This window comes from Citrobacter sp. MGH106, assembly GCF_001037495.1.
Taxonomy (GTDB): domain Bacteria; phylum Pseudomonadota; class Gammaproteobacteria; order Enterobacterales; family Enterobacteriaceae; genus Citrobacter; species Citrobacter murliniae.
Genome location: NZ_KQ089822.1, coordinates 1,521,733 through 1,543,644, shown reverse-complemented (window position 1 = coordinate 1,543,644; position 21,912 = coordinate 1,521,733). Strand labels below are relative to the sequence as shown.

Sequence of the window (21,912 nt, the reverse complement as noted above, 5' to 3'; positions counted from 1 at the left end):
TCAAAGCAGAGCCAGCAAGAAGATCAGCTCGCCAAGTTCGATGGCCGCACCCAGCGTATCGCCGGTTTGTCCACCCAACGTGCGTTTCAGTAATTGCCCAAGAATGAAAATTGCCACCATCGTGACGACCAGAGCCGCCACGCCACGCATGCCAGGAAGCAGTACTGCGGCAAGGATTGCCGCAAACCCCAACGTTACGCAGGTTTGTCGTCCGGTTACTTTGCCAATAAAGACGTTTCCCAGCCCCTCTTCTCGGGCATAACGATGCCGGTACATCAGCAGAACAGCGGTTCCCCGCCCCGCCACACAGGCCGCCGCCAGTGCCGCGAGCATCGGTGTTCCGCGCAAAGCCAGTTCGCTCACCACCAGCACTTTAGCCAGCAGAACGAAAATCAGCGCCAGCCCACCGTGCGTCCCCAGGCGACTGTCACGCATGATTTCCAGCATGCGTTCGCGCCGACGAGCAGAAAAAATGCCGTCACAGGTGTCCGCCAGGCCATCAAGATGAAAACCACCGGTCAGCAGCGCCAGAGCCAGCACGCTAAACAGTGCGGCCAGTGGAATACCGCACCAGGGTTGCAACGCCATAAACACCAGACCAGAGAGTCCCCCTAGCACTACGCCGATAAGAGGAAACATGACGATTCCGCGCGAATACTGTTCGAAATCGAGTCCTTGCGACCACCGTGTCGGAACAGGCAAGCGACTGATAAAAGAGAGCATTGCCCAGAACAACTTACTCATTTAATTTTGACTCCAATTCCAGATACCACCAGCCAGACCTCATCTGCCGCCGCTGCCAGGCGCTGGTTAACTCGTCCGGCAATATCACGAAAATGCCGCGCCAGACGATTCTCCGGAACAATCCCCATCCCCACTTCGTTGGTAACCAGAACGATTTTTGCCGGACAACGCTGACAAGCTTCGATCAGCATATGCATCTCTGCCTCAATGGATGTCTCCATTGCCGCGTAATCCCAGCTGTCGGGATCGCTATCACCGCCCAGTGAAAAGAGCAGATTGGTCACCATCGTGGTGATGCACTCCAGTAAAATCGCCTCTTGTGGATCGTTCGTCGCCGTTATCAGCTCATCAAGATGTTGCCAACGCTCAGCGGTACGCCAGTGCGCGGGACGACCATCGCGATGATGCTGAATTCGTGCAGCCATCTCGTCATCAAAAATCTGTGAAGTCGCGATGTACAGCACGTTCGGAGAATCAGCAATTAGCGCCTCAGCATGCCGACTTTTGCCGCTGCGTGCTCCGCCGGTAACCAGAATCATCATACTGGCTCCCGATGTTGCTGCATGATGGTATAAATTTTCTCAATATCGATGTGTTGCCGCATCGCATCCGCCAGCAGATCAAACTGCTGCGATTTATATTGCGCGTAATGGAAGGTGGAATCCAGCGGCGCTAACCCTTTCCGTACACGCAGACCATTAACCAGCGCACGAGTGAATTCATCGCTGTCGAACAGACCATGAAGATAGGTGCCAAACGCCAGACCATCGGGGGTTACCGCGCCATCAGCCACATTACCGCCGTCTTTGTGCAACGTCATCACCGACTGGCATTGCGTGGTTAATTCCGTTTCACCCATATGAATTTCATAACCGCGAACGGATAAGCCCGCCGCGTCCGCCAGCCAGTCAGGCAAAGAGGAGGACATCTGCCCCTCAACCAGGGTCGTTGTTTTGTTCTGGGCAAAATGGGTTACGGTATTGAGCAACCCCAGCCCCGGCAGCGTACCGAGTCCTGACTCCACCTCATCAATGATGGTATCGCCGAGCATCTGGTAACCACCGCAAATGCCCACCACCGGAACGTGCTGGCGATGTAGTTGCAACACGCCGTGCGCCATACCACTTTCACGCAGCCAGACCAGATCGCCCAACGTATTTTTACTGCCGGGCAGGATCACCAGGTCAACACCCGCCAGTTCCTCCGGGTGACGCACATAGCGAACGCGAACGTCCGGTTGTGCCGCCAGTGCGTTGAAATCAGTAAAGTTGGAAATATGTGGTAGTTGAACGACAGCAATCTCTATATCTCGTTTATCGGTGCGCAAATATTTGCCTTTTTGCAACGCGACACCATCCTCATCTTCCAGATCAACATCCAGCCACGGCATCACGCCGAGCACTGGAACGCCGGTCAGCGCTTCAATTTGTTCAATACCGGAATAGAGCAACGCCACATCACCACGAAATTTATTGATGATTACGCCTTTTACTCTGGCGCGTTCGTGGTCGTGCAGCAGCGCCAACGTACCGTAAATTGAGGCAAACACCCCACCACGATCGATATCGGCAACCAGAACAACCGGACACTGCGCCATTTCCGCCATGCCCATATTGACGATATCGCGATCGCGTAGGTTAATCTCAGCCGGGCTTCCCGCCCCTTCCAGCACCAGCACATCAAACTCCTGAGCCAGGCTGTTATAAACCGAAATAATCTGTTCCCGCAGGCGCGGTTTGTATTCGTGGTAACTCACCGCATCCATATCGGTGGCGACTTTGCCCATTAACACGACCTGGGCTTTACGGTCACTGGTCGGTTTAAGCAGCACCGGATTCATACGCACATCCGGTGTGATCCCTGCGGCTTCTGCCTGAAAAATTTGCGCGCGCCCCATCTCTTTACCCTCTGGGGTTATTCCAGAGTTAAGCGCCATGTTCTGCGATTTAAACGGTGCAGTCCGCAATCCATCCTGGTGAAAAATACGACACAGTCCGGCAACCAGTACGCTTTTGCCCACATCAGATGCCGTTCCCTGCAACATTATTGCCTGCGTCATGACGCCTCCTTCAGTGCGTTCTCTCGCATACAGCTAAAAAATTCAGCCTCTGTTTTACACAGCGGGAAGCCTAACTGTGTATGCAGCTTCACCAGCCAGGGCTGAGTTAATCCTGCTTGTTCAATAAGATCCGTGCGGGCAAATACCTCACCCGGCGTGCCGTGCGTCAGCACTTCTCCTCGGCGTAAAACGTAAACTGCATCGCTAACTTCATAAATAAGATCGATATCATGACTGGAAATGACCACATGATTTCCTTGCGCCACAATGCGTTTAATAATCTCAATCATCTGCGCACGACCCGATGGATCAAGGCCCGCAGTGGGTTCATCCAGTAACAGATACTGCGCCTGCAACACCAGCGCCCCTGCAATCGCAACACGTTTCTTTTGCCCGTGGCTTAAGCATTGAATGGGCTGATGGCGGAAATGTTGCGCATCTACCAGCGTCAATGCATCGTCAACCCGTCGGGCAATTTCAGCCTCATCCACACCCAGATTGCGCAAACTGAATGCGATGTCACTGTCAATGTCGGTATAAAAGATTTGCTGATCGGGATCCTGAAATACGGTTGCCACCTGCTGGCGCAGCGCCAGCAGACCACGCTTGCTGTAATCCAGCGGTTTTCCTTGCCACATCACCGCCCCCTGCTGCGGGCGTAGTAAACCACTCAGATTCATAAACAGCGTAGATTTCCCGCAGCCGTTCGCTCCCACCAGTCCGGTGACAGCATGCGGAGAAAAGTCCAGCGTTAGCCCTTTAAGGATGGGGTCATCCTGATAGCGAAACCAAAGCGCTGAGGTGGCAAGCATACTTTTCCTTACAGGTGAAAATCACCCTGATACAGTTTGATATCCAGTGTGGTGGTCATTTGTTGATAGCGGATCAACACGCGCGTAAACAACAATCCCACCAGCATCGCCAGCGAACGATAGCTCAACGGCAAACTACGATAACCAAAACGCAGCGTTTGTGCGCGATGAATGGCGAGCGCTTCGTCTAACAGAATAAAAATAAAGCGCCAGGTCAGCAGGATCTGTTCAGTGAGCAGTCGTGGAACATGCGCACGTTTGAGCAGAATGATTAACTGCGGAAATGGCAAGTTAAGCACCAGCCAGAATGTTGCCGCCAGTGCCGCCAGACTACGCCAGAACGTCTCATTGGCGGTATGTAAGCCCGAGGAGGTGATCCCCAGCCAGTAGCTCCCCACCGGAAGGCTGGCCAGTAAGGTCTGCGGATCGCGACTGACGCTAAATAAAATCGTCACAACACCAACTACCAGAAACCCAAAGGGCAATGCCATCCAGCGGCACCAGCGCCAGAAAGAAATGCGCAGCAACCAGCAACTCAGAGCGGCAATAAGTAACAGCTCAATACCCTGCCCCATCGGGGGCAGAGTAAAGGCCAGGATCATCATCAGCAGCCAGAGCAGGAATTTCCGCTGTGGTGAGACATGAAACCAGCGGCTCTGGTAGCTAAGCCTGTCAAGCCCGGTCATCACGACGTTGTCTGCCCTTGGTGTAACCCAGAATGTAGAAAATGACCGCTGCACCAAGAGATCCCTGAAGAGTAAACAGCAGGCTTTCAATCTCTCCGCTGGCGGGTTCATACAACGGCTGGAACCATGGCTCATAATGAGGGGCGATAGCCTGAATCTGGCTTTCTGCTTCGCCATCCGAGCCACCGTATTCTCCGCCGTGGTTAATAAAGAACGGCAGGATCACCAGCGCCACCACCATCCCTAACAGAATCAGCGTCTTTTTCATCGTTAATGTCCTTGTGCCGTAATCAACTGACGTTTGGTTAACTGGTCGTAGATCATCACGGTCAGCAAGCCTTCCGCGATAGCAATTGGGATCTGCGTCAGACAGAAAATCCCCATAAATTTGATAATTGACCCCATCGCGCCTGCCCCCGGATCCGGGAAGGCGACACCCAACTGGACCGAGGTAACAAAATAGGTCACAAGATCCGCCAGCATAGCGCACAGGAAGACGCAGACATCACGACGGAACCCCGCGCGACAGGCCATCTTCCACACCATGTAACCCACTACCGGGCCAATAACCGCCATCGACATGCCGTTCGCGCCCAGCGTTGTCAAACCGCCATGAGCCAGCAGCAACGCCTGGAATAACAAGACGATCGCACCAAGAATCGCCACGACGCCCGGCCCAAACAGAATAACGGCCAGACCGACCCCAGTCGGATGCGAGCAACTGCCTGTCACAGAAGGAATTTTTAGCGCCGACAGAACGAAAATAAACGCCCCACACAGTGCCAACAGAACTTTCTGGTGGTTATCTTCCTGCACGATTTGACGCAGGCGTACCAGTCCATACCACAGACAAGGTAAAAACAGCAGCCACCAGGCCAGCGCCCACATCGGCGGTAAAAAACCTTCCATAATGTGCATCGCGAACGCTTTTTCAGGGACAATCATCAGTAATAGCGCCGCGGCCAACCCGCTGAAAGACAGCTGTTTTAGCTGTTGTTCAAGCTTCATTGTGCATACTCCCACTGTTTGTTGACCAGAATGGTCGAGAAATAAGGCAGCGGCTGATCGTCACTCACTTCATTGAGATGACGCCAGCACTGCTCACCCGGCAGCGTGGCTTCTGACATCATTAACGCGCAGTCCAGCAGACCCTCTTGTTGTAGCAATGCCTTGATGCGCGCAAAACGACCATACACTTTCATCAGTACCAGACTGTCATGTTGCTTTAACGCCTGCTGGATTTCTGTTTCCGGTGCGGTACAGGAGACAACTGCCAGCGACTGCTGCTCCATAGCAAGCGGCGTTTTTGAGCGGGCGGCAATAGCGGCAAAAGAAGTCACACCAGGGACGATCTCTAACCAGTCAGGGCAGCCAATCCGCTGGAGTAAAAAGACCCAGGTACTAAACAGCATGGCGTCGCCGAGGGTGATAAAACCTACCTGCTTACCGGCATTCACTTCCTGTACCAACGCGGCAGCGACCTCGTCCCAGACGGCTTCTTTTTCCGCGCTGTCAGCACTCATAGGAAAATGGCAGCAGCGCACTTCAGTCTGTTCACCAATGTATTCACGCACGATCGACAGCGCCAGGCTATCCCCACCTTTACGCCCGGCTGGCGCATAGAGAATATCCAGTGCGCCAAGAGTGCGCGCTGCACGCACGGTGATCAGATCGGAAGCACCTGGTCCGGTGCTGAGTGCATACAATTTACCGCTCATGCTGCTTCCTCCAGCGCCACGTTCAGCGCCTGCTGTAAATGTGCCACGAACATGGCACGTACCGCCGGGTTCTCACCCAAACCACTTAACCACGGCGTGGCCGGAATTCCCGCAGCGTTGAATAACGTCTTCCACGAGTCATCTTCATCGGAAGCCATATCATTGATGGCGTGGTCGCCAGCAACTAACATCAGCGGCATCAGATGCACCGCCGTTACACCTTCCTGACGCAAACTTTCAATAATCACTTCCACTTCCGGATAGCTCTCCACTGCCCCTACACGGGCCGGAAAACGCTGCGCCGTCATCATGTGATCGAGACAGGCGTAGGCGGCAAACGCATGGTGACTAGCTCCGTGTCCCATAAACACCACTTTTTCACTCTCTTTAAGCGGCGGCATCTGTTGTTGCAGCGCCAGCATCAACTGCGCGTAATCATCGTGGCTACTCAGTAGCGGTACACCCAGCGTCAGGCGCGAAAACAGCGGGCGCATGCTCTGAACTTCACGGACAATTTTTTCGTATTCGTCACCGTTGATGATGTGCAGCGACTGAATAGCCACATCCTGATAGCCCTGCTCCGCCAGCTTTTGCAGTGCCTGCAGCGGCGTGTCGATATCGATGCCATCACGCTGTTTGAGCTTGCGGATGATCATCCCGGAGGTAAACGCCCGAAACAGATCGCGGTCAGGGCAACTGGCTGCAAGATCACGCTCACAGGCCACAATATTTTTCTCGCAGGTGTCGTGGTAGCTGGTGCCAAAGCTGACCACCAGAAGCGCTTTCTTCATCTCTTACTCCTTAAGCCGTGGCCAGCCAGCGCGCTAAACGCGCCCCAAATGCGGCCTGACTTTCCAGTAACTCTTCTCCCGTCACCAAAGGTGCCGGACGTGTAATCACGATGCAGGGGATACCGGCATCCAGACAAGGTTGTACTTTTTCCTGATAACCGCCTTCCGCACCCGATGCTTTAGTGATAACCACATCAGCCAGACACTGGCGGTAGAACGCAGCATTAAACTCGGCGCTAAAAGGACCGCACAGTGCGAAAATTTCACCCACGCCAAAGCCCAAATCCGCACATTGCTGGATAACCTCAGGTACCGGCAGTACGCGAGCCAGCAGCGTTTTATCCGGCAATCCCGTACGCCAGATAGCCAGATCTTTACTACCGGTCGTCAGCAGTACGCGCTCACCGAAGCGTCGCGCTACATCGCAGGCTTGTTGAATACTCTGCACGGTGTACAAATGCGGGTGCGTTAAATCACTCAGTTGCTCAGGGCGCTGATAGCGGCTTAGCAGTACGCCTGCCGCTTCACATGCGCTCATGATGTTACGGCTCACCACTTCGGCATAAGGATGTGAAGCATCGATCACCCAGCGCGTACCATTTTCTTGCAGCCAGGCAATCATCTGCTCCCGCTCCAGGCGTCCACAGCGCACCTGACCTTTGATGTCGCCCGCCAGCTGTTTCCCTGTCGGTGTTGCAACCGACAGGGTATAGGCCACGTTTGCTGCATCCAATTGCTGGCACAGCATACGTGCATCGCTGGTGCCACCCATGACCAGTACATCTCCGTAATTCACAGCACATAACCCCGTGGCGTGATCATCAGGCCATCCTGAACATAGGTCGTTTTATTACCAACAATCACCAGACTGGTCATATCAACCGGTTCAAAGTCCATTTCACCCAGCGTGGTCAGCCATTTCTCCTGTTTTTTACGCCCCGCCGACTTCACGATCCCCACCGGCGTTTGCGCGCTTTTACTGGTCGAAAGCAGTTCAAAAGCACGCGCCAGGTGCCCTTCACGGCCGCGGCTGCGCGGGTTGTAGAAACAGATAACGAAGTCAGCTTCACCTGCGGCAACAATGCGTTTTTCAATCACCGGCCATGGTGTTAACAGATCGCTGAGACTGATATGGCAAAAGTCGTGCATCAACGGTGCGCCCAGCAAAGACGCCGCAGCAATACTGGCCGTCATCCCTGGAACCAGCTTGACCTCAACATCCAGCTTCTGCTTGCTGACCAGTTCGAGTACCAACCCGGCCATGCCATAAATCCCGGCGTCGCCACTGCTGATCAACGCCACGTTGTGCCCAGCCTGCGCCAGTTCAATTGCCGCCTGGCAGCGTTCAATCTCTTTGCACATACCGGTTTTGATCACCTGCTTATCACCAGTGAAGGCTTTTACCAGATGGGTGTATGTTTTATAGCCAACAATAATTTCTGCCGCCTGCAGTGCTTCAACGGCTTCCATGGTCATCATTGCCTGCGAGCCAGGGCCAATTCCAATTACGGTTAACATCAGTGTGAAACTCCCAAAGTAATAGTGACGCCCTGTTCACGCAGGGTCTCGCCTAACAGTTGTCCATGACTCAGTAGCCAGGCTGCAGGACCGGAAACACTTCCCGTGCCGACCGTTTTGCGAACAAACGACGAAGCAGGAAAACGGTGTTCATGCTCACGCAGCGCGTCAGCAGTAAAGGTTTCGAAAGGTACGCGACAGCAGGAGGCCAGTTGGATAAGTCCCTGTTCATCTTTTTTCAGCGTGATGCTGCCAATCGCTTTTAACGCCAGCGGATCGAGCCGCTGGGCTTCAAGTTGACGGGCAAGCAACTCGGCTAACAACGGAAATGGCGTATCACGGCGACAACCAATTCCAGCCACCACCCGCTGTGGCACCAGCTTCCAGTGCGGGATGGGCATTTCTGGTAAATCGGTGCGCAGAGTGATGCAAATTAACGCATCCAGTTCCGGTAATTGCGTGAGATCGGTTACGGTGATAAAACCACGGCGATCACAATGGCTGACGTCCTGTGCCAGTTCATCATCCCACCACAGCCCCACCCGTTTGTTGCTAACCAGCATCTGGTTGACAATTTTTACCACTGAGCGGAAATCGGTCATTCGCGCATTCAACTGGAACGCAAGCGTGTCCAGAGCCGCCATATCATTCACATCCGTCGCGGTCGTAATCACCGGATCAGCCCCCAGCATTCCCGCCAGATAACGCGCAAGGGCATTAGCGCCCCCCGCATGACCTGAGAGCAGGCTGATAACATGCTGGGCACGCTCATCAATCACCACAACCGCCGGATCGCAGAACTTGTCGTTTACCAGCGGGGCCAGTACGCGTACCGCAATACCGGTCGCACCAATAAAAATCAGCGCTGAGTAGTTCGCAAAAGCGTCGCGCGCAGCATTGGCAAAACCGTTTTCGAACGGAAGAAATCCCTCCTCCAGCAACTTTTCACTGGTGAAACAGGTTACCGGCAGCATCGCCGCCAGACGCTTCGCAAGCGTCACGCCGCCCGGTGTCAGGCAAAACAGTGCAATAGATTCAGGCTTTACGGTATTCATGGCTAAAGTCCGCCGCATAGAGTTTGGAGTAGTGGTACTCCGAGCCCAGGAAATTACCGACCAGAATGAGCGCCGTTTTGCGGATCCCTGCATCGCGTACTTTGTCGCCGATATCAGCCAGGGTGCCGCGCACGGTCTGGCTTTCTGGCCAGGTCGCTTTGTAGATGACTGCCACTGGTGTGGTCGCCGGGTAACCGCCTTCAACCAGACGTTCAGCAACCCGGTGAATACGCTGGACAGAAAGATAAATCGCCATGGACGTCTGGTGGCTGGCAAACGACTCCAGCTGTTCACGTTCTGGTACCGGCGTGCGGCCCTCCAGGCGGGTAATAATCAGACTCTGTGAAACTTCAGGTACGGTGTACTCGACACCAAGTTCGGCCGCTGCACCGAGGAATGCGCTGACACCCGGTACAACCTGCCAGTCAATCCCACGTTTGGTCAGCTCTTCGCCCTGCTCACGCACAGAGCCATACAACGAGACATCACCAGTTTGCAGGCGTACTACGGTTTTTCCTGCCTTCACTCCGGCTTCCATCAGGTCGAGGATCTGCTCCAGATGCAGTTCCGCGCTATCATGGCACTCAGCGCCTGCCGGGCAATAATCCAGCAGTTCAGTGTTAATCAGCGACCCGGCGTAGATAACCACCTGCGCCTGCTGCAGCAAGCGGTAACCTTTAAGGGTGATCAGCTCACGATCGCCAGGACCAGCGCCAACAAACCACACACTACGGGGATCAAAAATCTCAGACATGGTTTCCTTCCTTCTGACAGGCGATAACAAAAACGGGATTATTCGGTTTGAAATAGTGACCACTACCGAGCACAGTCAGAGATGAAACCTGCATTTGCAGGCAATCCACCCTCTGTACGCCTAGATGGTCCAGATGAGCCAGGGCGGTATTCAGGTTTTCCTGAAGGATGAACGTCATCACCAACCGTCCTGCCGGATGCAGTTGACGCATCGACCAGTCAATCAGATCGGTCAGATGGCCACCGCTGCCGCCCATAAAGATGGCATCGGCTTTTTCGGTGATGGTCATCGGCGCGATACCGGGAAAAATGTCGATATTCCCGCAGGCAAAATGCTGGCGATTTTCGTCCAGAAGCCTTAACGCATCAGGGTTACGCTCGATAGCCGTGACGCGCAGCGACGGATATTGCAACGCCGCTTCGATTGATACACTGCCGGTTCCTGCACCAATATCAATCAGGTGACTGGCACGGTGTAATTCAAGTTTTGAGAGGGCAAGTGCGCGTACCGCTTCTTTGGTCATCGGCACTTTCCCTCCACGCAGAAAAAGCTCATCTTTCATCGAGGATCACCACTGCATTCATGTCATAGTCGGCATTAATTTCACTGAGAGGCAGGCAGTGGATACGCTCATTTTCCATCGCCAGGTTTTCGCCAATCACCATCCAGCGATGTCCCTTACCCCGTGCAATCAGTTGATGGGCGATTTCACGCGGGCCACACAAGGCATCCGTGACCATTGCCACTTTGTTATGTCGAGCCAGCTCATCGAAACAAACGTTGCGACCGTGGCTACTGGTGAGCCACATGTCGTTCATATCAATGCCGGACTGCGCACAAAGGTACTGCACCGCACTAATACCGGGAATAATGCGCACATTTTCGATGCCAAAGTGCGCCACCATCCGGGTACCGATGCCGTAAAACAGAGGATCACCAGACGCCAGTACCACCACGTGTCGGTCCTGATGAGCGCTAATCCAGCCCAATAACTCCGGGATGTTGGCCCCGAGGACAAACTGTTCACCGGTAAAATTCGGGAACTGCTGCAGATGCCGCTTGCCACCGACAAGAACATCCGCTATTGCGACCGCATCGCGCGCCGCCGGCGTCATCAGATGCAACCCCGCGGGCCCCATCCCTACAACAGTTAACATTGCATCTCCTCCGCAATCTCGGCGACAGGACGGTTGCTACCAAGGATCTGGTTATCAAAAGAGAACATAATGGCGTCGCAGGTCGGGGGATTTTTCGTAAAGCGCAAAGTTTGCAGAACGCGCATGCAGATACGCTTAGCCAGATGGTTATAGATATGCTGAAAGCCGTATGCGTCGATGTGCTCCATCGCGGCTTCAGTAGTATCGCAGTCACTGACCAGCGTCAGTAACTCCAGCGGGGCACCAAGCAATGCCAGATGGGCAACAAGTGTCTCCATACGGGCATCGGCAATATGGCTATGGGTATGGAAAATTCCTGCTGCTATTTTAATGAGCTTACCAGGATGGCCAACCAGGACGATTTGTCGGAACCCAAGGCGTACCGCCTCTTCAATCATGTAACCCACGAAGTTACTCATGGTGACGACAACCTGCGTATCTATCCCCATCTGTTCGCGGACGAAACGTTCACCGTGGTTGCCCGGCACCAGCACGACGCGATCCAGCCCGGCGGCACGTTTGATTTCGAGTTCCAGCGACAGTGAACGCTTCCAGCTTTCTTCCGACATCGGTGTAACGATACCGGTGGTACCAATGATGGAAATACCGCCCAGAATACCAAGACGCGAGTTGTAGGTTTTTTGCGCCCGTTCTTCACCTTCTGGAGCGAAGATTTTAATTTGCGCTCCGCGATTTGGTCCGATAGCCTCACGTACGGCAGATTCAATCGTCTGGCGAGGCGTTCGGTTAATCGCCGAACTCCCCACCGGCAGGCCAATACCTTTGCGGGTCACCGTACCGACGCCTTCACCACCCTGTAAGCGGATTTCTCCGCTATCGTCTAACGTTACACGGGCGAAAATCAGCATGCCATGCGTGGCGTCCACGTCATCGCCACCATCTTTGCGGATGGCGGCAATAGCCTGCTGTCCTTCAATGTGCGGCGACTCAACATTCAGACATAGCGTCACACCGGAAGGCGTCACAATTGAAACCTGATGGATCAAATGCTGACGCAATACCATCAGCGCAGCTACTTTCGCTGCCGCCGTCGCACAAGATCCTGTGGTGTATCCTTTGCGCAGTGCTTTTCCGTTATGCCATACCGGAGCATCGAAGGGTTGGTCGCTCATCGCTCCCCCTGCATGTGGTAGAGCATAGCGTTGACGATAGCGGCGGCGACATTGCTCCCCCCTTTGCGGCCTAAGGCGGCAATAGCTGGCAAGTTACTTTGCGTCAGTGCATCTTTCGACTCTTCCGCGCCGACAAAACCTACCGGTACGCCGACCACGCCACTGACGGCAACATCGTGCTCAAGCAGGCGGAACAGCGCCGTCGGTGCGTTACCGAAGACAAACAGCTTTTCGCCTTCTTCCTTCACTGCAATATCTACGGCCGCCATTGAACGGGTGATCCCCTGTTCTTTTGCCGCACGCACCACGCGCGGGTCGCTGATATAGCAGCGGCACTCACCGCCAAATTTTGCCAGCAGTGTTTTATTGATCCCGGAAAGCGCCATCGTGGTATCAGTGTAAATCACGCTCGGACGACGTAGCGCGGCGCAAAACTGCTCCAGCACATCACTGGAAAACCAGAGAATGTCCAGCCAGTCAAAGTCTGCCGTGGTGTGGATAACCCGCTTAATGATGGCCTCATGTAACGGACTGGCAAACTGATAGTCCGGACGGGTTTCACTGATGATCTCACCAATAATGTCGAAACTTTTGGCCTCAATCGCCTGGGGTTGCTGGATATATTGCATAGTATTGTCCTCAGGCTACACCGACCAGCAGCCACCGCAGCGCGATAAATAGCGCCAGTGCCAGCGTCGATGCTACCCACATCAATCGAATCGTTTGGGAAATGTCGTCTACCGAAATATCTCGTTGTGCATCACCAATCCACGGTTTCTCAACACGCTCGCCAAAGTAGTCATTAGGACCACCCAGACGAATACCTAATGCTCCGGCAACAGTTGCTTCCGACCATGCACAGTTTGGGCTGCTGTGGTTGTAGCGATCGCGCCAGCCAATATGCAATGCGCGTGAGCCGTCTTTACGGCATAAGAATGCCGCCACACCCAGCAGCAGCCAGCTTAGTCTTGCAGGAATAAAGTTTGCGACATCGTCCAGACGCGCGCTGACCATACCGATTGCACGGTATTTTTCATGCTTGTAACCGACCATAGAGTCCAGGGTATTCACCGCCTTGTAGGCCATCGCCAGCGGGGCGCCACCAAGAAAAAGGAAGAACAGCGGTGCGATGATGCCGTCAACAGTGTTTTCAGCAACGGTTTCCACCACTGCGCGATTGATCTGTTGCGGTTGTAATTGCGAGGTGTCACGGCCCACAATCCATGAGAGTTTTTCACGGCTTTCAGCAAGATTATTGGCACGCAGTGGACGCTCAACATCCCGTGCGGCGTCAGCGAGGCAACGCCCCGCCAGCACGGTAAAGATCATCCAAATTTCAATACCCCAGCCAAGCCAGGGGTGAATTGACTGAGCCAGTGTCAGTACGCCCCAGCACACGCCCCAGGTCAGCCCAACAACGACTATCCACATTACTGCGCCACCAATACGCAGCATCATGTCGCTATGACAGTAACGTCGAATCATTCGCTGAACGGCTGAAATAAGATTACCAATCCAGCGTACCGGGTGCGGCCAGTTCGGCGGGTCACCAATGAAAAAATCAAGAAGCCAGGCAATACACCATGCGAGCAGTGTCATAGCACACTCCTTGCCGCCGCCAGCCAGTGATTAAGCATTTCAGGACGCTGAGCAAAATGAACGTGCAGATAGCTGGCGAAAGTATTGCCCATTTGCCAGCCACCAGACCATGATTGCAATGTTTTACCATCACGAACCTTACGGCAGGCCATCACAGCTGGAATTTCAGGGGTAAAGTCGGAATAATGGAATTCATGTCCGCGCAGCACTTCGCCTGGTGCCGCCAGCAATGTTTGCTCAACAGCCCGCGCTTCACAGTAGCCAAAGCGGGTCAGACGCTTACCCATTTTGCTGTGACCTGGAATAATATCCGCCATCGGCCAGATATCGCCGTTGCTATCCTCCAGCGAGCTTCCAAGATACATAAGACCGCCGCACTCTGCGTAAATCGCCACGCCGCGTTGATGAGCTGAACGCAGTTGCGACAGCATGCTGGTATTGCCTGAAAGTGTTGCAGCGTGCAATTCAGGATATCCGCCGCCCAACCAAATCATCTGGCAATCAGGTAGATGGCTGTCGTGTAACGGACTAAAACGCACGATGTTGATACCCGCACGTTCCAGTAGCGTAATGTTGTCCGGGTAGTAGAAGTTGAATGCTTCATCATCTGCGATGGCAAGCGTTAACCCGGCGCCTGCATCAGCGGCAGGAAGTGCGGGCCACTCGCCAACAGGTTGGGTATCTATTTGGCTTAGCGTCAGGAGGGCGTCGATATCCAGCGTTTGCTCAAGCGTTGCGGCAAATTCCTGCCATGGCTGCTGATTAACAACCGACTCACGCGCGGTGACTAATCCAAGATGACGTTCCGGGAGAGCCACGCCTTCCACTCGGGGAACATAGCCTAAAACAGGCACTGAACAGTAGCGCTCAATCGCCACTTTAAGTAACTGGTAATGGGTTTCGCTGTTAACCCGATTAACGATTACACCGGCAATATTTAAGGAGGGGTCAAAATGCTGAAAACCCATCACCGTCGCGGCAATAGAGGTTGAAACGGCTTTACCATCAACCAACAAGATGACCGGACAACCCAACTGTTTTGCCATTGCGGCGGTACTACAGTAGTCAGGATCTGTTCCATAGCCGTCATACAATCCCATAACGCCTTCGATAACCGCGATATCCGCATGCTGCATCTGATCGCAAAATAAGGCGTTGAGTGTAGGAATGGGGAGCATAAAGCTATCAAGATTACGGGAAGCCGTACCGCATACAGCGGTATGCCAGGCGGTATCAAGGTAGTCAGGACCAACTTTGCAAGGCTGAACACGCAAACCACGTTTTTTCATCAGGCTTAGCAAACCCAGCGTCACCGTAGTTTTACCACAGCCGCTTCCGGTACCTGCAAGAACAAACGCGTGAAAATTGGCCGCCATACCCTGATCCTGTTCAGGGTGGTAGGGGTGTATAGATACCCAGTCTCTCGACTGTATGCATCTGCGCAACCCACTTCCCACCGAAGTTGTTGGTAGTCACTGACAGGCAGGTCTTCTGGCTTAGCGTCAATCTCACCCGTCCTTCCCAATCTTGCGATCAGTGGTCTATACGGGGTCGTCAGCATCACAGCAGCGGGGGCTGCGGGGGATTCTCACCCCCTTCCCTACCACAAACGTGGCAAACCTGTCAGCTCAGGAGCCTGTTCTAATTAAGCTCCGGACCATGAGATGAATTATCACACCTCATGACAAAATTTCATTTTAAATATTTTCTTGCGTTTACTTAGCCAATGTTATCTCTTCATTAAGCTTATTCTTATGCTTACATTCCAAATGAAAGCATCAATAAATAATAAAGAAAGTCATTCACCCAGACACTGTATCTCATCACAAAAATAAAAACTGGTGCAGTTTATCCTTCCAACGCTATTACTTTGTTGCGCTATGACAATTTATTGACTGCTATCTCTAATTTTCATTTTATAATGACGGACATACAATACGATATCAAAAATCGGCAATAGCAAATTATTGCTATTTATGCCGACTCGCCAGATGAAGCAACATTAATTTGTTGACGAAAAGCCTGTGGCGTAACCTGATAGGTCTGGCGGAATACTTTGCAAAAATAACTGGTTTGTGAAAAGCCTAAATTACGCGCAATGCTGGCGATGCTCCAGTCACTATGGCATAGCAACTCTTTAGCACTGGCCATTCGCTGTTGGTTTACCCAGGCATTAAATCCAATACCCTGATATTTTTTGAACAGCTTACTGAAATAGTACGGGCTCAGGTAAACATGAGAAGCCACATCCTCAAGGCGCAGCTCATCCGATAAATGAGCATCAATGTAGCGCAGCGCCTTTTTCATTTTGCTGTCATGAGGCGTCGGGCTACGACTCGTTTTTGCCGGCTCTGATTGCTGTGGGTTGTCCTTGATAACAACAAAATTCAGTTGTTTCTTAAGACAATTTTCGACGATAAGCTTCAGAAGATCCGCAGAAGCGATGACTCTTGAGTAATCCATTTCAGGAACATTGCGAAATTCACTGACCAGTTCCGGATCGGCTTGCCAGCGGTCGTCGACGTTCAAAATATCAACTAATCCAACATCATTGCTTAGACGAACCTGCCCGCACAAAACAAATCCAACCAGGTGGCCCGCGATCACTAAAGGAATCGAGAAATCGGTGAGTCCGGCATGGCAGCGGTAAATGCAGGGTTGATCGGATTTTGATGCTTCGAGTCCTCCACAGCGATCGCTCATTCGGCAACGTGTGCTGTGCTGAGGATGCTGGCGCATCAACTGACAAAATGGGGTGAAATTAAATAACTCAGAAATTTCATCACCGTGAATATTGACAACCACAACAGCCAGACTGGTGGCTTGTGCAAAATCCTGTGCGATTTTATTAATGAGTTCTGAGTTCAGGGCGCTCGCAGAAATCATGATAAAACCTCTCAGTTAATTTATTGTTATAAATAAAACATATTATTTACATCCACTTTTCATCTTGCTACCCGGAGCAAGATGAAAAAAGGTGTAATGGACCATAACAAAAGTCTCCCATTCTTGGGAGACTTTTTAACCGGTTCAGGAAACCGGATCACGAAATCAGTTTTTACATTTCATAAATAGGCATTTTCCGTGAAGCTAACCCTCATTATCCTCCAGCTTGCACGTATTACAGGGTAAATTTTTGCCAATGAAATAACGATAAATTGCTGCCCCGGCGCAGGCACCGATAATGGGAGCTACAATCGGTACGATGAAGTAGGGAATGTCACGTCCCCCCGTCATCGCAATATCGCCCCATCCGGCAAACCATGCGAAAAGTTTAGGGCCGAAATCACGAGCAGGGTTCATTGCGAATCCAGTGAGCGGACCGGTAGATGCGCCGATAACGGCAACCAGAATACCAATTAGCAGAGGTGCCAGTGGCCCTTTGGGAACACCGTTGCCATCATCGGTAAGCGCCATGATCATGCCCATCAGAATAGACGTAATCACCACCTCTACCAGTGCGGCCTGCCAGACACTCAGTGCAGCAGCGGGATACGTACTAAAAATACTGGCAAGCTGCAGGCTTTCCAGGCTGCCACGAACCATATGATTAGCCGTTTCAAACTCTACAAATAAACTTCCATACAACAAATAGGCCAGTAACGCACCACCAAAGGCACCTGCCACCTGCGCTATGCTGTAGGGCAAAACTTTACGTCCTGGGAAACAAGCAAACAGCCATAAAGCAATAGTAATGGCAGGATTGAGATGCGCACCAGAAATCCCGGCGGTCAGGTAGACAGCAAGCGAGATCCCCAGACCCCATATGATGCATATCTCCCATAACCCCAAACTTGCACCGGCGACTTTCAGGGCGCTAAGACATCCAATACCAAAAAACAAAAACAGTCCGGTACCCAAAAACTCGGCAATGCATTGCGCTTTTAGAGAATCGTTCATTATGACACCTTCTAAGCAGAGTGCGTGTCTGTACCAGCAAACTCCTTGCTGGCAGTAGAATACATCGAGGCTTACTATAAAAAGCGTTGCCTACAAATTGTTGGCAACATCAGAACGATATGCTCTTAAAAATCGTGTTGCGATAACAAATTATTGCAATCACGTTTATTAAAACAGGCACGAAAGCGGGTTGAAATCCTAATAAAGTGACATTTTAAGAATGACAAAATATTGTTCAGGGCAGATTTCCGTTTTCAAACAAACATCACAATTCCATTTTTAGCGCATAGCAAAGGATATTTAATCTGTCACCACTAAAAATGTAAATCTGGAATTGACATAACCAAATTATCACATTAACAAAATCATTAATACTCAATAAAAACAAGACCATACAATAAAAAACAGCAATTTTATATCACCCGAACCTCACTATTTTTTCACTCTCACTTTCAAGTCAGCCATTCTTTTTCCTCGCTTCTTTTTATAGTCATGAAAATCGGGACAACCCAGGCGAGGTCTTTATGCAACAAGAAGCGTTAGGAATGGTAGAAACCAAAGGCTTGACTGCGGCCATAGAGGCTGCAGACGCAATGGTGAAGTCAGCCAATGTGATGCTGGTCGGCTACGAAAAAATTGGTTCAGGGCTGGTAACCGTTATTGTTCGCGGCGATGTAGGCGCTGTAAAAGCTGCAACAGATGCTGGTGCAGCCGCCGCACGTAACGTGGGTGAAGTGAAAGCCGTACACGTGATCCCACGCCCTCATACCGATGTAGAAAAAATCTTACCGAAGGGAATTAGCTAATGAGCAGCAATGAACTGGTTGAACAGATCATGGCGCAGGTGATTGCTCGTGTGGCAACACCGGAGCAAAAGGCTATCCCTGAAAATAATCATCCAACACGAGAAACGGCTATGGCAGAAAAGAGCTGCAGTTTAACGGAATTTGTCGGCACGGCGATTGGCGATACCGTCGGTCTGGTGATCGCAAACGTAGACAGCGCCTTACTGGACGCGATGAAGCTTGAAAAACGCTATCGCTCCATTGGCATCCTTGGCGCACGAACAGGTGCTGGTCCACACATCATGGCCGCAGATGAAGCGGTAAAAGCAACAAATACTGAAGTCGTCAGTATTGAGCTTCCCCGTGATACCAAAGGCGGTGCTGGTCACGGCTCGCTGATTATCTTAGGCGGCAACGATGTTTCCGATGTGAAACGCGGAATCGAAGTCGCTCTGAAAGAGCTTGATCGCACATTTGGTGATGTCTACGGCAATGAAGCCGGACACCTCGAGTTGCAATACACCGCGCGAGCCAGTTACGCGCTGGAAAAAGCCTTTGGGGCGCCAATTGGCCGTGCCTGTGGCGTTATCGTCGGCGCACCGGCATCCGTTGGTGTGCTGATGGCTGACACCGCACTGAAATCCGCCAACGTTGAAGTGGTGGCTTATAGCTCCCCTGCACATGGCACCAGTTTTAGTAATGAAGCCATTCTGGTCATTTCCGGTGACTCCGGCGCCGTGCGTCAGGCCGTCATCTCCGCCCGTGAAATCGGTAAAACCGTGCTGGCGACCCTCGGTTCTGAACCGAAAAACGATCGTCCGTCCTACATCTGATATCAGTGAGGCTGATTCATGAGATCGAAAAGATTTGAAGCACTGGCGAAGCGCCCTGTGAATCAGGACGGCTTTGTTAAGGAGTGGATCGAAGAAGGCTTCATTGCGATGGAAAGCCCGAACGACCCTAAACCGTCTATTAAAATCGTTAACGGCATGGTCACTGAACTGGATGGTAAAGCCGCCGGCGAATTTGACTTAATTGACCATTTTATTGCTCGCTACGGTATTAATCTGGCGCGCGCAGAAGAAGTGATGGCGATGGACTCAGTCAAACTCGCCAATATGCTTTGCGATCCCAATGTGAAGCGCAGGGACATAGTTCCGCTGACAACTGCGATGACTCCGGCAAAAATTGTCGAAGTGGTTTCACACATGAATGTCGTTGAGATGATGATGGCAATGCAGAAAATGCGTGCCCGTCGTACCCCTTCTCAGCAAGCGCATGTTACTAACGTAAAAGACAACCCAGTGCAGATTGCAGCGGATGCTGCAGAAGGCGCATGGCGTGGATTTGACGAACAGGAAACAACCGTTGCCGTAGCACGTTACGCTCCATTTAACGCTATTGCTCTGCTGGTAGGTTCGCAGGTTGGGCGTCCTGGCGTATTAACCCAGTGTTCACTGGAAGAAGCTACCGAACTGAAACTGGGCATGCTAGGCCACACCTGCTACGCAGAAACCATTTCTGTGTACGGTACTGAACCGGTATTTACCGACGGCGACGACACCCCATGGTCAAAAGGCTTCCTGGCCTCTTCTTACGCTTCTCGCGGTCTGAAAATGCGCTTTACCTCCGGTTCCGGCTCAGAAGTTCAGATGGGTTACGCCGAAGGCAAATCGATGCTTTACCTGGAAGCCCGCTGCATTTACATCACCAAAGCCGCTGGCGTGCAAGGGTTACAGAATGGCTCCGTCAGCTGCATCGGCGTCCCTTCCGCTGTACCGTCAGGTATCCGCGCGGTACTGGCCGAAAACCTGATCTGTTCTTCTCTGGATCTGGAGTGCGCTTCCAGTAACGACCAAACCTTTACTCACTCGGATATGCGTCGTACTGCTCGTCTGCTGATGCAATTCCTGCCAGGTACTGACTTCATCTCTTCCGGTTATTCTGCCGTTCCGAACTACGACAACATGTTTGCCGGTTCTAACGAAGATGCTGAGGACTTTGACGACTATAACGTTCTCCAGCGTGACCTGAAAGTGGACGGTGGACTGCGCCCTGTTCGTGAAGAAGACGTCATCGCCATTCGTAACAAAGCCGCCCGCGCACTACAGGCCGTGTTTGCCGGAATGGGATTACCACCGATCACCGATGAAGAAGTTGAAGCAGCTACTTACGCCCACGGTTCGAAAGATATGCCGGAGCGTAACATTGTTGAAGACATCAAATTTGCACAAGAGATCATCAATAAAAACCGTAACGGCCTGGAAGTGGTGAAAGCCCTTGCCCAGGGAGGGTTTACTGATGTTGCTCAGGACATGCTCAACATCCAGAAAGCCAAGTTAACCGGAGATTATCTGCATACCTCCGCCATTATCGTCGGCGACGGACAAGTGCTATCCGCAGTCAATGACGTCAACGATTATGCCGGTCCGGCAACAGGTTATCGCCTGCAAGGCGAACGCTGGGAAGAAATTAAGAACATCCCCGGCGCACTTGATCCCAACGAGCTTGGCTAAGGGGTGAACAATGGAAATCAATGAAAAGCTGCTGCGCCAGATAATTGAAGATGTGCTGTCTGAAATGCAGACCAGCGACAAACCCGTCTCTTTTCGCGCGTCCACAACAGCAGTTGTACCACAAACAACGGCTCAAGGTGACAGCTTTCTGACCGAGATTGGCGAAGCCAAACAGGGCCAGCAACAAGATGAAGTGATTATTGCTGTTGGTCCGGCATTCGGTCTGTCTCAAACCGTCAATATCGTCGGCATACCACACAAGAATATCTTGCGTGAAGTGATCGCCGGTATTGAAGAGGAAGGCATTAAAGCACGTGTCATTCGCTGTTTTAAATCCTCCGATGTGGCGTTTGTCGCAGTAGAGGGCAACCGTCTGAGTGGTTCCGGTATTTCAATCGGTATCCAGTCAAAAGGCACTACGGTTATCCACCAGCAGGGATTACCGCCGCTTTCTAACCTGGAGTTATTCCCCCAGGCTCCGCTTCTGACACTGGAAACCTATCGTCAGATCGGTAAGAACGCTGCGCGATATGCCAAGCGTGAATCTCCGCAGCCGGTCCCTACGCTGAATGATCAGATGGCACGTCCGAAATACCAGGCGAAATCGGCCATTCTGCACATTAAAGAGACCAAATACGTCGTGACGGGCAAAAACCCGCAGGAACTGCGCGTTGCGCTTTGATAA

Annotated in this window: 25 protein-coding genes and 1 riboswitch; of the genes, 4 read left to right on the top strand and 21 right to left on the bottom strand. The window is 52.2% G+C overall.

All coding sequences use genetic code 11. The features are described from left to right. From cobS to pduF, 21 genes are all read right to left on the bottom strand, one after another. Nucleotides 1-744, bottom strand: a complete 744-nt coding sequence (gene cobS / locus SK36_RS07195) for an adenosylcobinamide-GDP ribazoletransferase (protein WP_045444409.1) — start codon at nt 742-744, stop codon at nt 1-3. Beyond that, a complete protein-coding gene (gene cobU, locus SK36_RS07190; RefSeq protein ID WP_045444412.1) occupies nt 741-1,286 on the bottom strand; it encodes a bifunctional adenosylcobinamide kinase/adenosylcobinamide-phosphate guanylyltransferase in 546 nt (181 codons plus the stop codon). The genes cobS and cobU overlap by 4 nt, the downstream gene beginning before the upstream one ends. Beyond that, nucleotides 1,283-2,803 carry a cobyric acid synthase gene (locus SK36_RS07185; RefSeq protein WP_048221160.1) on the bottom strand — a complete coding sequence of 507 codons (1,521 nt, stop codon included), beginning with the start codon at nt 2,801-2,803 and terminating at the stop codon, nt 1,283-1,285. Before SK36_RS07185 ends, cobU begins: the two co-directional genes overlap by 4 nt. Then, on the bottom strand, nt 2,800-3,615 hold the full coding sequence (locus tag SK36_RS07180; protein ID WP_048221159.1) for an energy-coupling factor ABC transporter ATP-binding protein: 816 nt from the start codon (nt 3,613-3,615) through the stop codon (nt 2,800-2,802). The genes SK36_RS07185 and SK36_RS07180 overlap by 4 nt, the downstream gene beginning before the upstream one ends. An 8-nt stretch (nt 3,616-3,623) precedes the next feature. Then, a complete protein-coding gene (locus tag SK36_RS07175; protein WP_045444423.1) occupies nt 3,624-4,301 on the bottom strand; it encodes an energy-coupling factor ABC transporter transmembrane protein in 678 nt (225 codons plus the stop codon). Beyond that, a complete protein-coding gene (locus SK36_RS07170) occupies nt 4,288-4,569 on the bottom strand; it encodes an energy-coupling factor ABC transporter substrate-binding protein (RefSeq protein WP_006683999.1) in 282 nt (93 codons plus the stop codon). Before SK36_RS07170 ends, SK36_RS07175 begins: the two co-directional genes overlap by 14 nt. A 2-nt stretch (nt 4,570-4,571) precedes the next feature. After that, nucleotides 4,572-5,309 carry a cobalt ECF transporter S component CbiM gene (gene cbiM / locus SK36_RS07165; protein ID WP_045444427.1) on the bottom strand — a complete coding sequence of 246 codons (738 nt, stop codon included), beginning with the start codon at nt 5,307-5,309 and terminating at the stop codon, nt 4,572-4,574. Next, nucleotides 5,306-6,019 carry a cobalt-factor II C(20)-methyltransferase gene (locus SK36_RS07160; RefSeq protein ID WP_048221158.1) on the bottom strand — a complete coding sequence of 238 codons (714 nt, stop codon included), beginning with the start codon at nt 6,017-6,019 and terminating at the stop codon, nt 5,306-5,308. The genes cbiM and SK36_RS07160 overlap by 4 nt, the downstream gene beginning before the upstream one ends. After that, complete coding sequence (gene cbiK / locus SK36_RS07155) at nt 6,016-6,810, bottom strand: sirohydrochlorin cobaltochelatase (RefSeq protein WP_045444434.1); 795 nt, start codon at nt 6,808-6,810, stop codon at nt 6,016-6,018. Before cbiK ends, SK36_RS07160 begins: the two co-directional genes overlap by 4 nt. Nucleotides 6,811-6,820: 10 nt before the next feature. After that, a complete protein-coding gene (locus tag SK36_RS07150; RefSeq protein ID WP_048221157.1) occupies nt 6,821-7,606 on the bottom strand; it encodes a cobalt-precorrin-6A reductase in 786 nt (261 codons plus the stop codon). Continuing rightward, nucleotides 7,603-8,328 carry a precorrin-3B C(17)-methyltransferase gene (locus SK36_RS07145; RefSeq protein WP_045444439.1) on the bottom strand — a complete coding sequence of 242 codons (726 nt, stop codon included), beginning with the start codon at nt 8,326-8,328 and terminating at the stop codon, nt 7,603-7,605. The genes SK36_RS07150 and SK36_RS07145 overlap by 4 nt, the downstream gene beginning before the upstream one ends. Next, on the bottom strand, nt 8,328-9,383 hold the full coding sequence (cbiG, locus tag SK36_RS07140) for a cobalt-precorrin 5A hydrolase (RefSeq protein ID WP_045444441.1): 1,056 nt from the start codon (nt 9,381-9,383) through the stop codon (nt 8,328-8,330). The genes SK36_RS07145 and cbiG overlap by 1 nt, the downstream gene beginning before the upstream one ends. Next, nucleotides 9,364-10,137: a cobalt-precorrin-4 methyltransferase gene (locus tag SK36_RS07135; protein ID WP_045444449.1), complete on the bottom strand. Its 774-nt coding sequence runs from the start codon at nt 10,135-10,137 to the stop codon at nt 9,364-9,366. Before SK36_RS07135 ends, cbiG begins: the two co-directional genes overlap by 20 nt. After that, nucleotides 10,130-10,699: a decarboxylating cobalt-precorrin-6B (C(15))-methyltransferase gene (locus SK36_RS07130; protein WP_045444452.1), complete on the bottom strand. Its 570-nt coding sequence runs from the start codon at nt 10,697-10,699 to the stop codon at nt 10,130-10,132. The genes SK36_RS07135 and SK36_RS07130 overlap by 8 nt, the downstream gene beginning before the upstream one ends. Continuing rightward, nucleotides 10,689-11,294 carry a cobalt-precorrin-7 (C(5))-methyltransferase gene (locus tag SK36_RS07125; RefSeq protein ID WP_048221155.1) on the bottom strand — a complete coding sequence of 202 codons (606 nt, stop codon included), beginning with the start codon at nt 11,292-11,294 and terminating at the stop codon, nt 10,689-10,691. The genes SK36_RS07130 and SK36_RS07125 overlap by 11 nt, the downstream gene beginning before the upstream one ends. Next, nucleotides 11,288-12,427, bottom strand: coding sequence for a cobalt-precorrin-5B (C(1))-methyltransferase CbiD (gene cbiD, locus SK36_RS07120; protein ID WP_048221154.1), 1,140 nt, complete (start codon nt 12,425-12,427; stop codon nt 11,288-11,290). Before cbiD ends, SK36_RS07125 begins: the two co-directional genes overlap by 7 nt. Next, a complete protein-coding gene (locus SK36_RS07115) occupies nt 12,424-13,056 on the bottom strand; it encodes a cobalt-precorrin-8 methylmutase (protein WP_045444470.1) in 633 nt (210 codons plus the stop codon). Before SK36_RS07115 ends, cbiD begins: the two co-directional genes overlap by 4 nt. 10 nt (nt 13,057-13,066) lie before the next feature. Beyond that, nucleotides 13,067-14,026 (bottom strand): adenosylcobinamide-phosphate synthase CbiB, encoded by a 960-nt coding sequence (cbiB, locus tag SK36_RS07110; protein WP_045444473.1) that lies wholly within the window; start codon nt 14,024-14,026, stop codon nt 13,067-13,069. Next, the gene (locus SK36_RS07105) at nt 14,023-15,402 is read right to left on the bottom strand and encodes a cobyrinic acid a,c-diamide synthase CobB (protein ID WP_048221152.1); all 1,380 of its coding nucleotides are present in this window, start codon (nt 15,400-15,402) and stop codon (nt 14,023-14,025) included. Before SK36_RS07105 ends, cbiB begins: the two co-directional genes overlap by 4 nt. A gap of 88 nt (nt 15,403-15,490) precedes the next feature. Then, a riboswitch (cobalamin riboswitch) is annotated at nt 15,491-15,665 on the bottom strand. Nucleotides 15,666-16,000: 335 nt separating this feature from the next. Beyond that, entirely contained in the window at nt 16,001-16,912 is a 912-nt protein-coding gene (gene pocR, locus SK36_RS07100) for a transcriptional regulator PocR (protein ID WP_045444480.1), read from the bottom strand. Between the two features lie 204 nt (nt 16,913-17,116). Continuing rightward, nucleotides 17,117-17,926: a propanediol diffusion facilitator PduF gene (gene pduF, locus SK36_RS07095; protein ID WP_045444483.1), complete on the bottom strand. Its 810-nt coding sequence runs from the start codon at nt 17,924-17,926 to the stop codon at nt 17,117-17,119. A gap of 524 nt (nt 17,927-18,450) precedes the next feature. On the opposite strand from pduF, the gene pduA reads away from it, so the two are divergent. From pduA to pduD, 4 genes are read left to right on the top strand one after another with little or no spacing between them, the layout of a single operon-like run. Then, complete coding sequence (gene pduA / locus SK36_RS07090; RefSeq protein ID WP_003030255.1) at nt 18,451-18,732, top strand: propanediol utilization microcompartment protein PduA; 282 nt, start codon at nt 18,451-18,453, stop codon at nt 18,730-18,732. After that, nucleotides 18,732-19,544 (top strand): propanediol utilization microcompartment protein PduB, encoded by an 813-nt coding sequence (gene pduB, locus SK36_RS07085; protein WP_048221151.1) that lies wholly within the window; start codon nt 18,732-18,734, stop codon nt 19,542-19,544. Before pduA ends, pduB begins: the two co-directional genes overlap by 1 nt. Before the next feature lie 18 nt (nt 19,545-19,562). Beyond that, the gene (gene pduC, locus SK36_RS07080; RefSeq protein ID WP_048221149.1) at nt 19,563-21,227 is read left to right on the top strand and encodes a propanediol dehydratase large subunit PduC; all 1,665 of its coding nucleotides are present in this window, start codon (nt 19,563-19,565) and stop codon (nt 21,225-21,227) included. A gap of 10 nt (nt 21,228-21,237) precedes the next feature. Next, on the top strand, nt 21,238-21,909 hold the full coding sequence (gene pduD, locus SK36_RS07075) for a propanediol dehydratase medium subunit PduD (protein WP_048221147.1): 672 nt from the start codon (nt 21,238-21,240) through the stop codon (nt 21,907-21,909). Nucleotides 21,910-21,912 lie beyond the last annotated feature (3 nt).

Coding starts and splice junctions, on each gene's coding strand:
- cobS (WP_045444409.1), bottom strand. CDS start 744: ATGAGTAAGTTGTTCTGGGCAATGCTCTCTTTTATCAGTCGCTTGCCT.
- cobU (WP_045444412.1), bottom strand. CDS start 1,286: ATGATGATTCTGGTTACCGGCGGAGCACGCAGCGGCAAAAGTCGGCAT.
- SK36_RS07185 (WP_048221160.1), bottom strand. CDS start 2,803: ATGACGCAGGCAATAATGTTGCAGGGAACGGCATCTGATGTGGGCAAA.
- SK36_RS07180 (WP_048221159.1), bottom strand. CDS start 3,615: ATGCTTGCCACCTCAGCGCTTTGGTTTCGCTATCAGGATGACCCCATC.
- SK36_RS07175 (WP_045444423.1), bottom strand. CDS start 4,301: ATGACCGGGCTTGACAGGCTTAGCTACCAGAGCCGCTGGTTTCATGTC.
- SK36_RS07170 (WP_006683999.1), bottom strand. CDS start 4,569: ATGAAAAAGACGCTGATTCTGTTAGGGATGGTGGTGGCGCTGGTGATC.
- cbiM (WP_045444427.1), bottom strand. CDS start 5,309: ATGAAGCTTGAACAACAGCTAAAACAGCTGTCTTTCAGCGGGTTGGCC.
- SK36_RS07160 (WP_048221158.1), bottom strand. CDS start 6,019: ATGAGCGGTAAATTGTATGCACTCAGCACCGGACCAGGTGCTTCCGAT.
- cbiK (WP_045444434.1), bottom strand. CDS start 6,810: ATGAAGAAAGCGCTTCTGGTGGTCAGCTTTGGCACCAGCTACCACGAC.
- SK36_RS07145 (WP_045444439.1), bottom strand. CDS start 8,328: ATGTTAACCGTAATTGGAATTGGCCCTGGCTCGCAGGCAATGATGACC.
- cbiG (WP_045444441.1), bottom strand. CDS start 9,383: ATGAATACCGTAAAGCCTGAATCTATTGCACTGTTTTGCCTGACACCG.
- SK36_RS07135 (WP_045444449.1), bottom strand. CDS start 10,137: ATGTCTGAGATTTTTGATCCCCGTAGTGTGTGGTTTGTTGGCGCTGGT.
- SK36_RS07130 (WP_045444452.1), bottom strand. CDS start 10,699: ATGAAAGATGAGCTTTTTCTGCGTGGAGGGAAAGTGCCGATGACCAAA.
- SK36_RS07125 (WP_048221155.1), bottom strand. CDS start 11,294: ATGTTAACTGTTGTAGGGATGGGGCCCGCGGGGTTGCATCTGATGACG.
- cbiD (WP_048221154.1), bottom strand. CDS start 12,427: ATGAGCGACCAACCCTTCGATGCTCCGGTATGGCATAACGGAAAAGCA.
- SK36_RS07115 (WP_045444470.1), bottom strand. CDS start 13,056: ATGCAATATATCCAGCAACCCCAGGCGATTGAGGCCAAAAGTTTCGAC.
- cbiB (WP_045444473.1), bottom strand. CDS start 14,026: ATGACACTGCTCGCATGGTGTATTGCCTGGCTTCTTGATTTTTTCATT.
- SK36_RS07105 (WP_048221152.1), bottom strand. CDS start 15,402: ATGGCGGCCAATTTTCACGCGTTTGTTCTTGCAGGTACCGGAAGCGGC.
- pocR (WP_045444480.1), bottom strand. CDS start 16,912: ATGATTTCTGCGAGCGCCCTGAACTCAGAACTCATTAATAAAATCGCA.
- pduF (WP_045444483.1), bottom strand. CDS start 17,926: ATGAACGATTCTCTAAAAGCGCAATGCATTGCCGAGTTTTTGGGTACC.
- pduA (WP_003030255.1), top strand. CDS start 18,451: ATGCAACAAGAAGCGTTAGGAATGGTAGAAACCAAAGGCTTGACTGCG.
- pduB (WP_048221151.1), top strand. CDS start 18,732: ATGAGCAGCAATGAACTGGTTGAACAGATCATGGCGCAGGTGATTGCT.
- pduC (WP_048221149.1), top strand. CDS start 19,563: ATGAGATCGAAAAGATTTGAAGCACTGGCGAAGCGCCCTGTGAATCAG.
- pduD (WP_048221147.1), top strand. CDS start 21,238: ATGGAAATCAATGAAAAGCTGCTGCGCCAGATAATTGAAGATGTGCTG.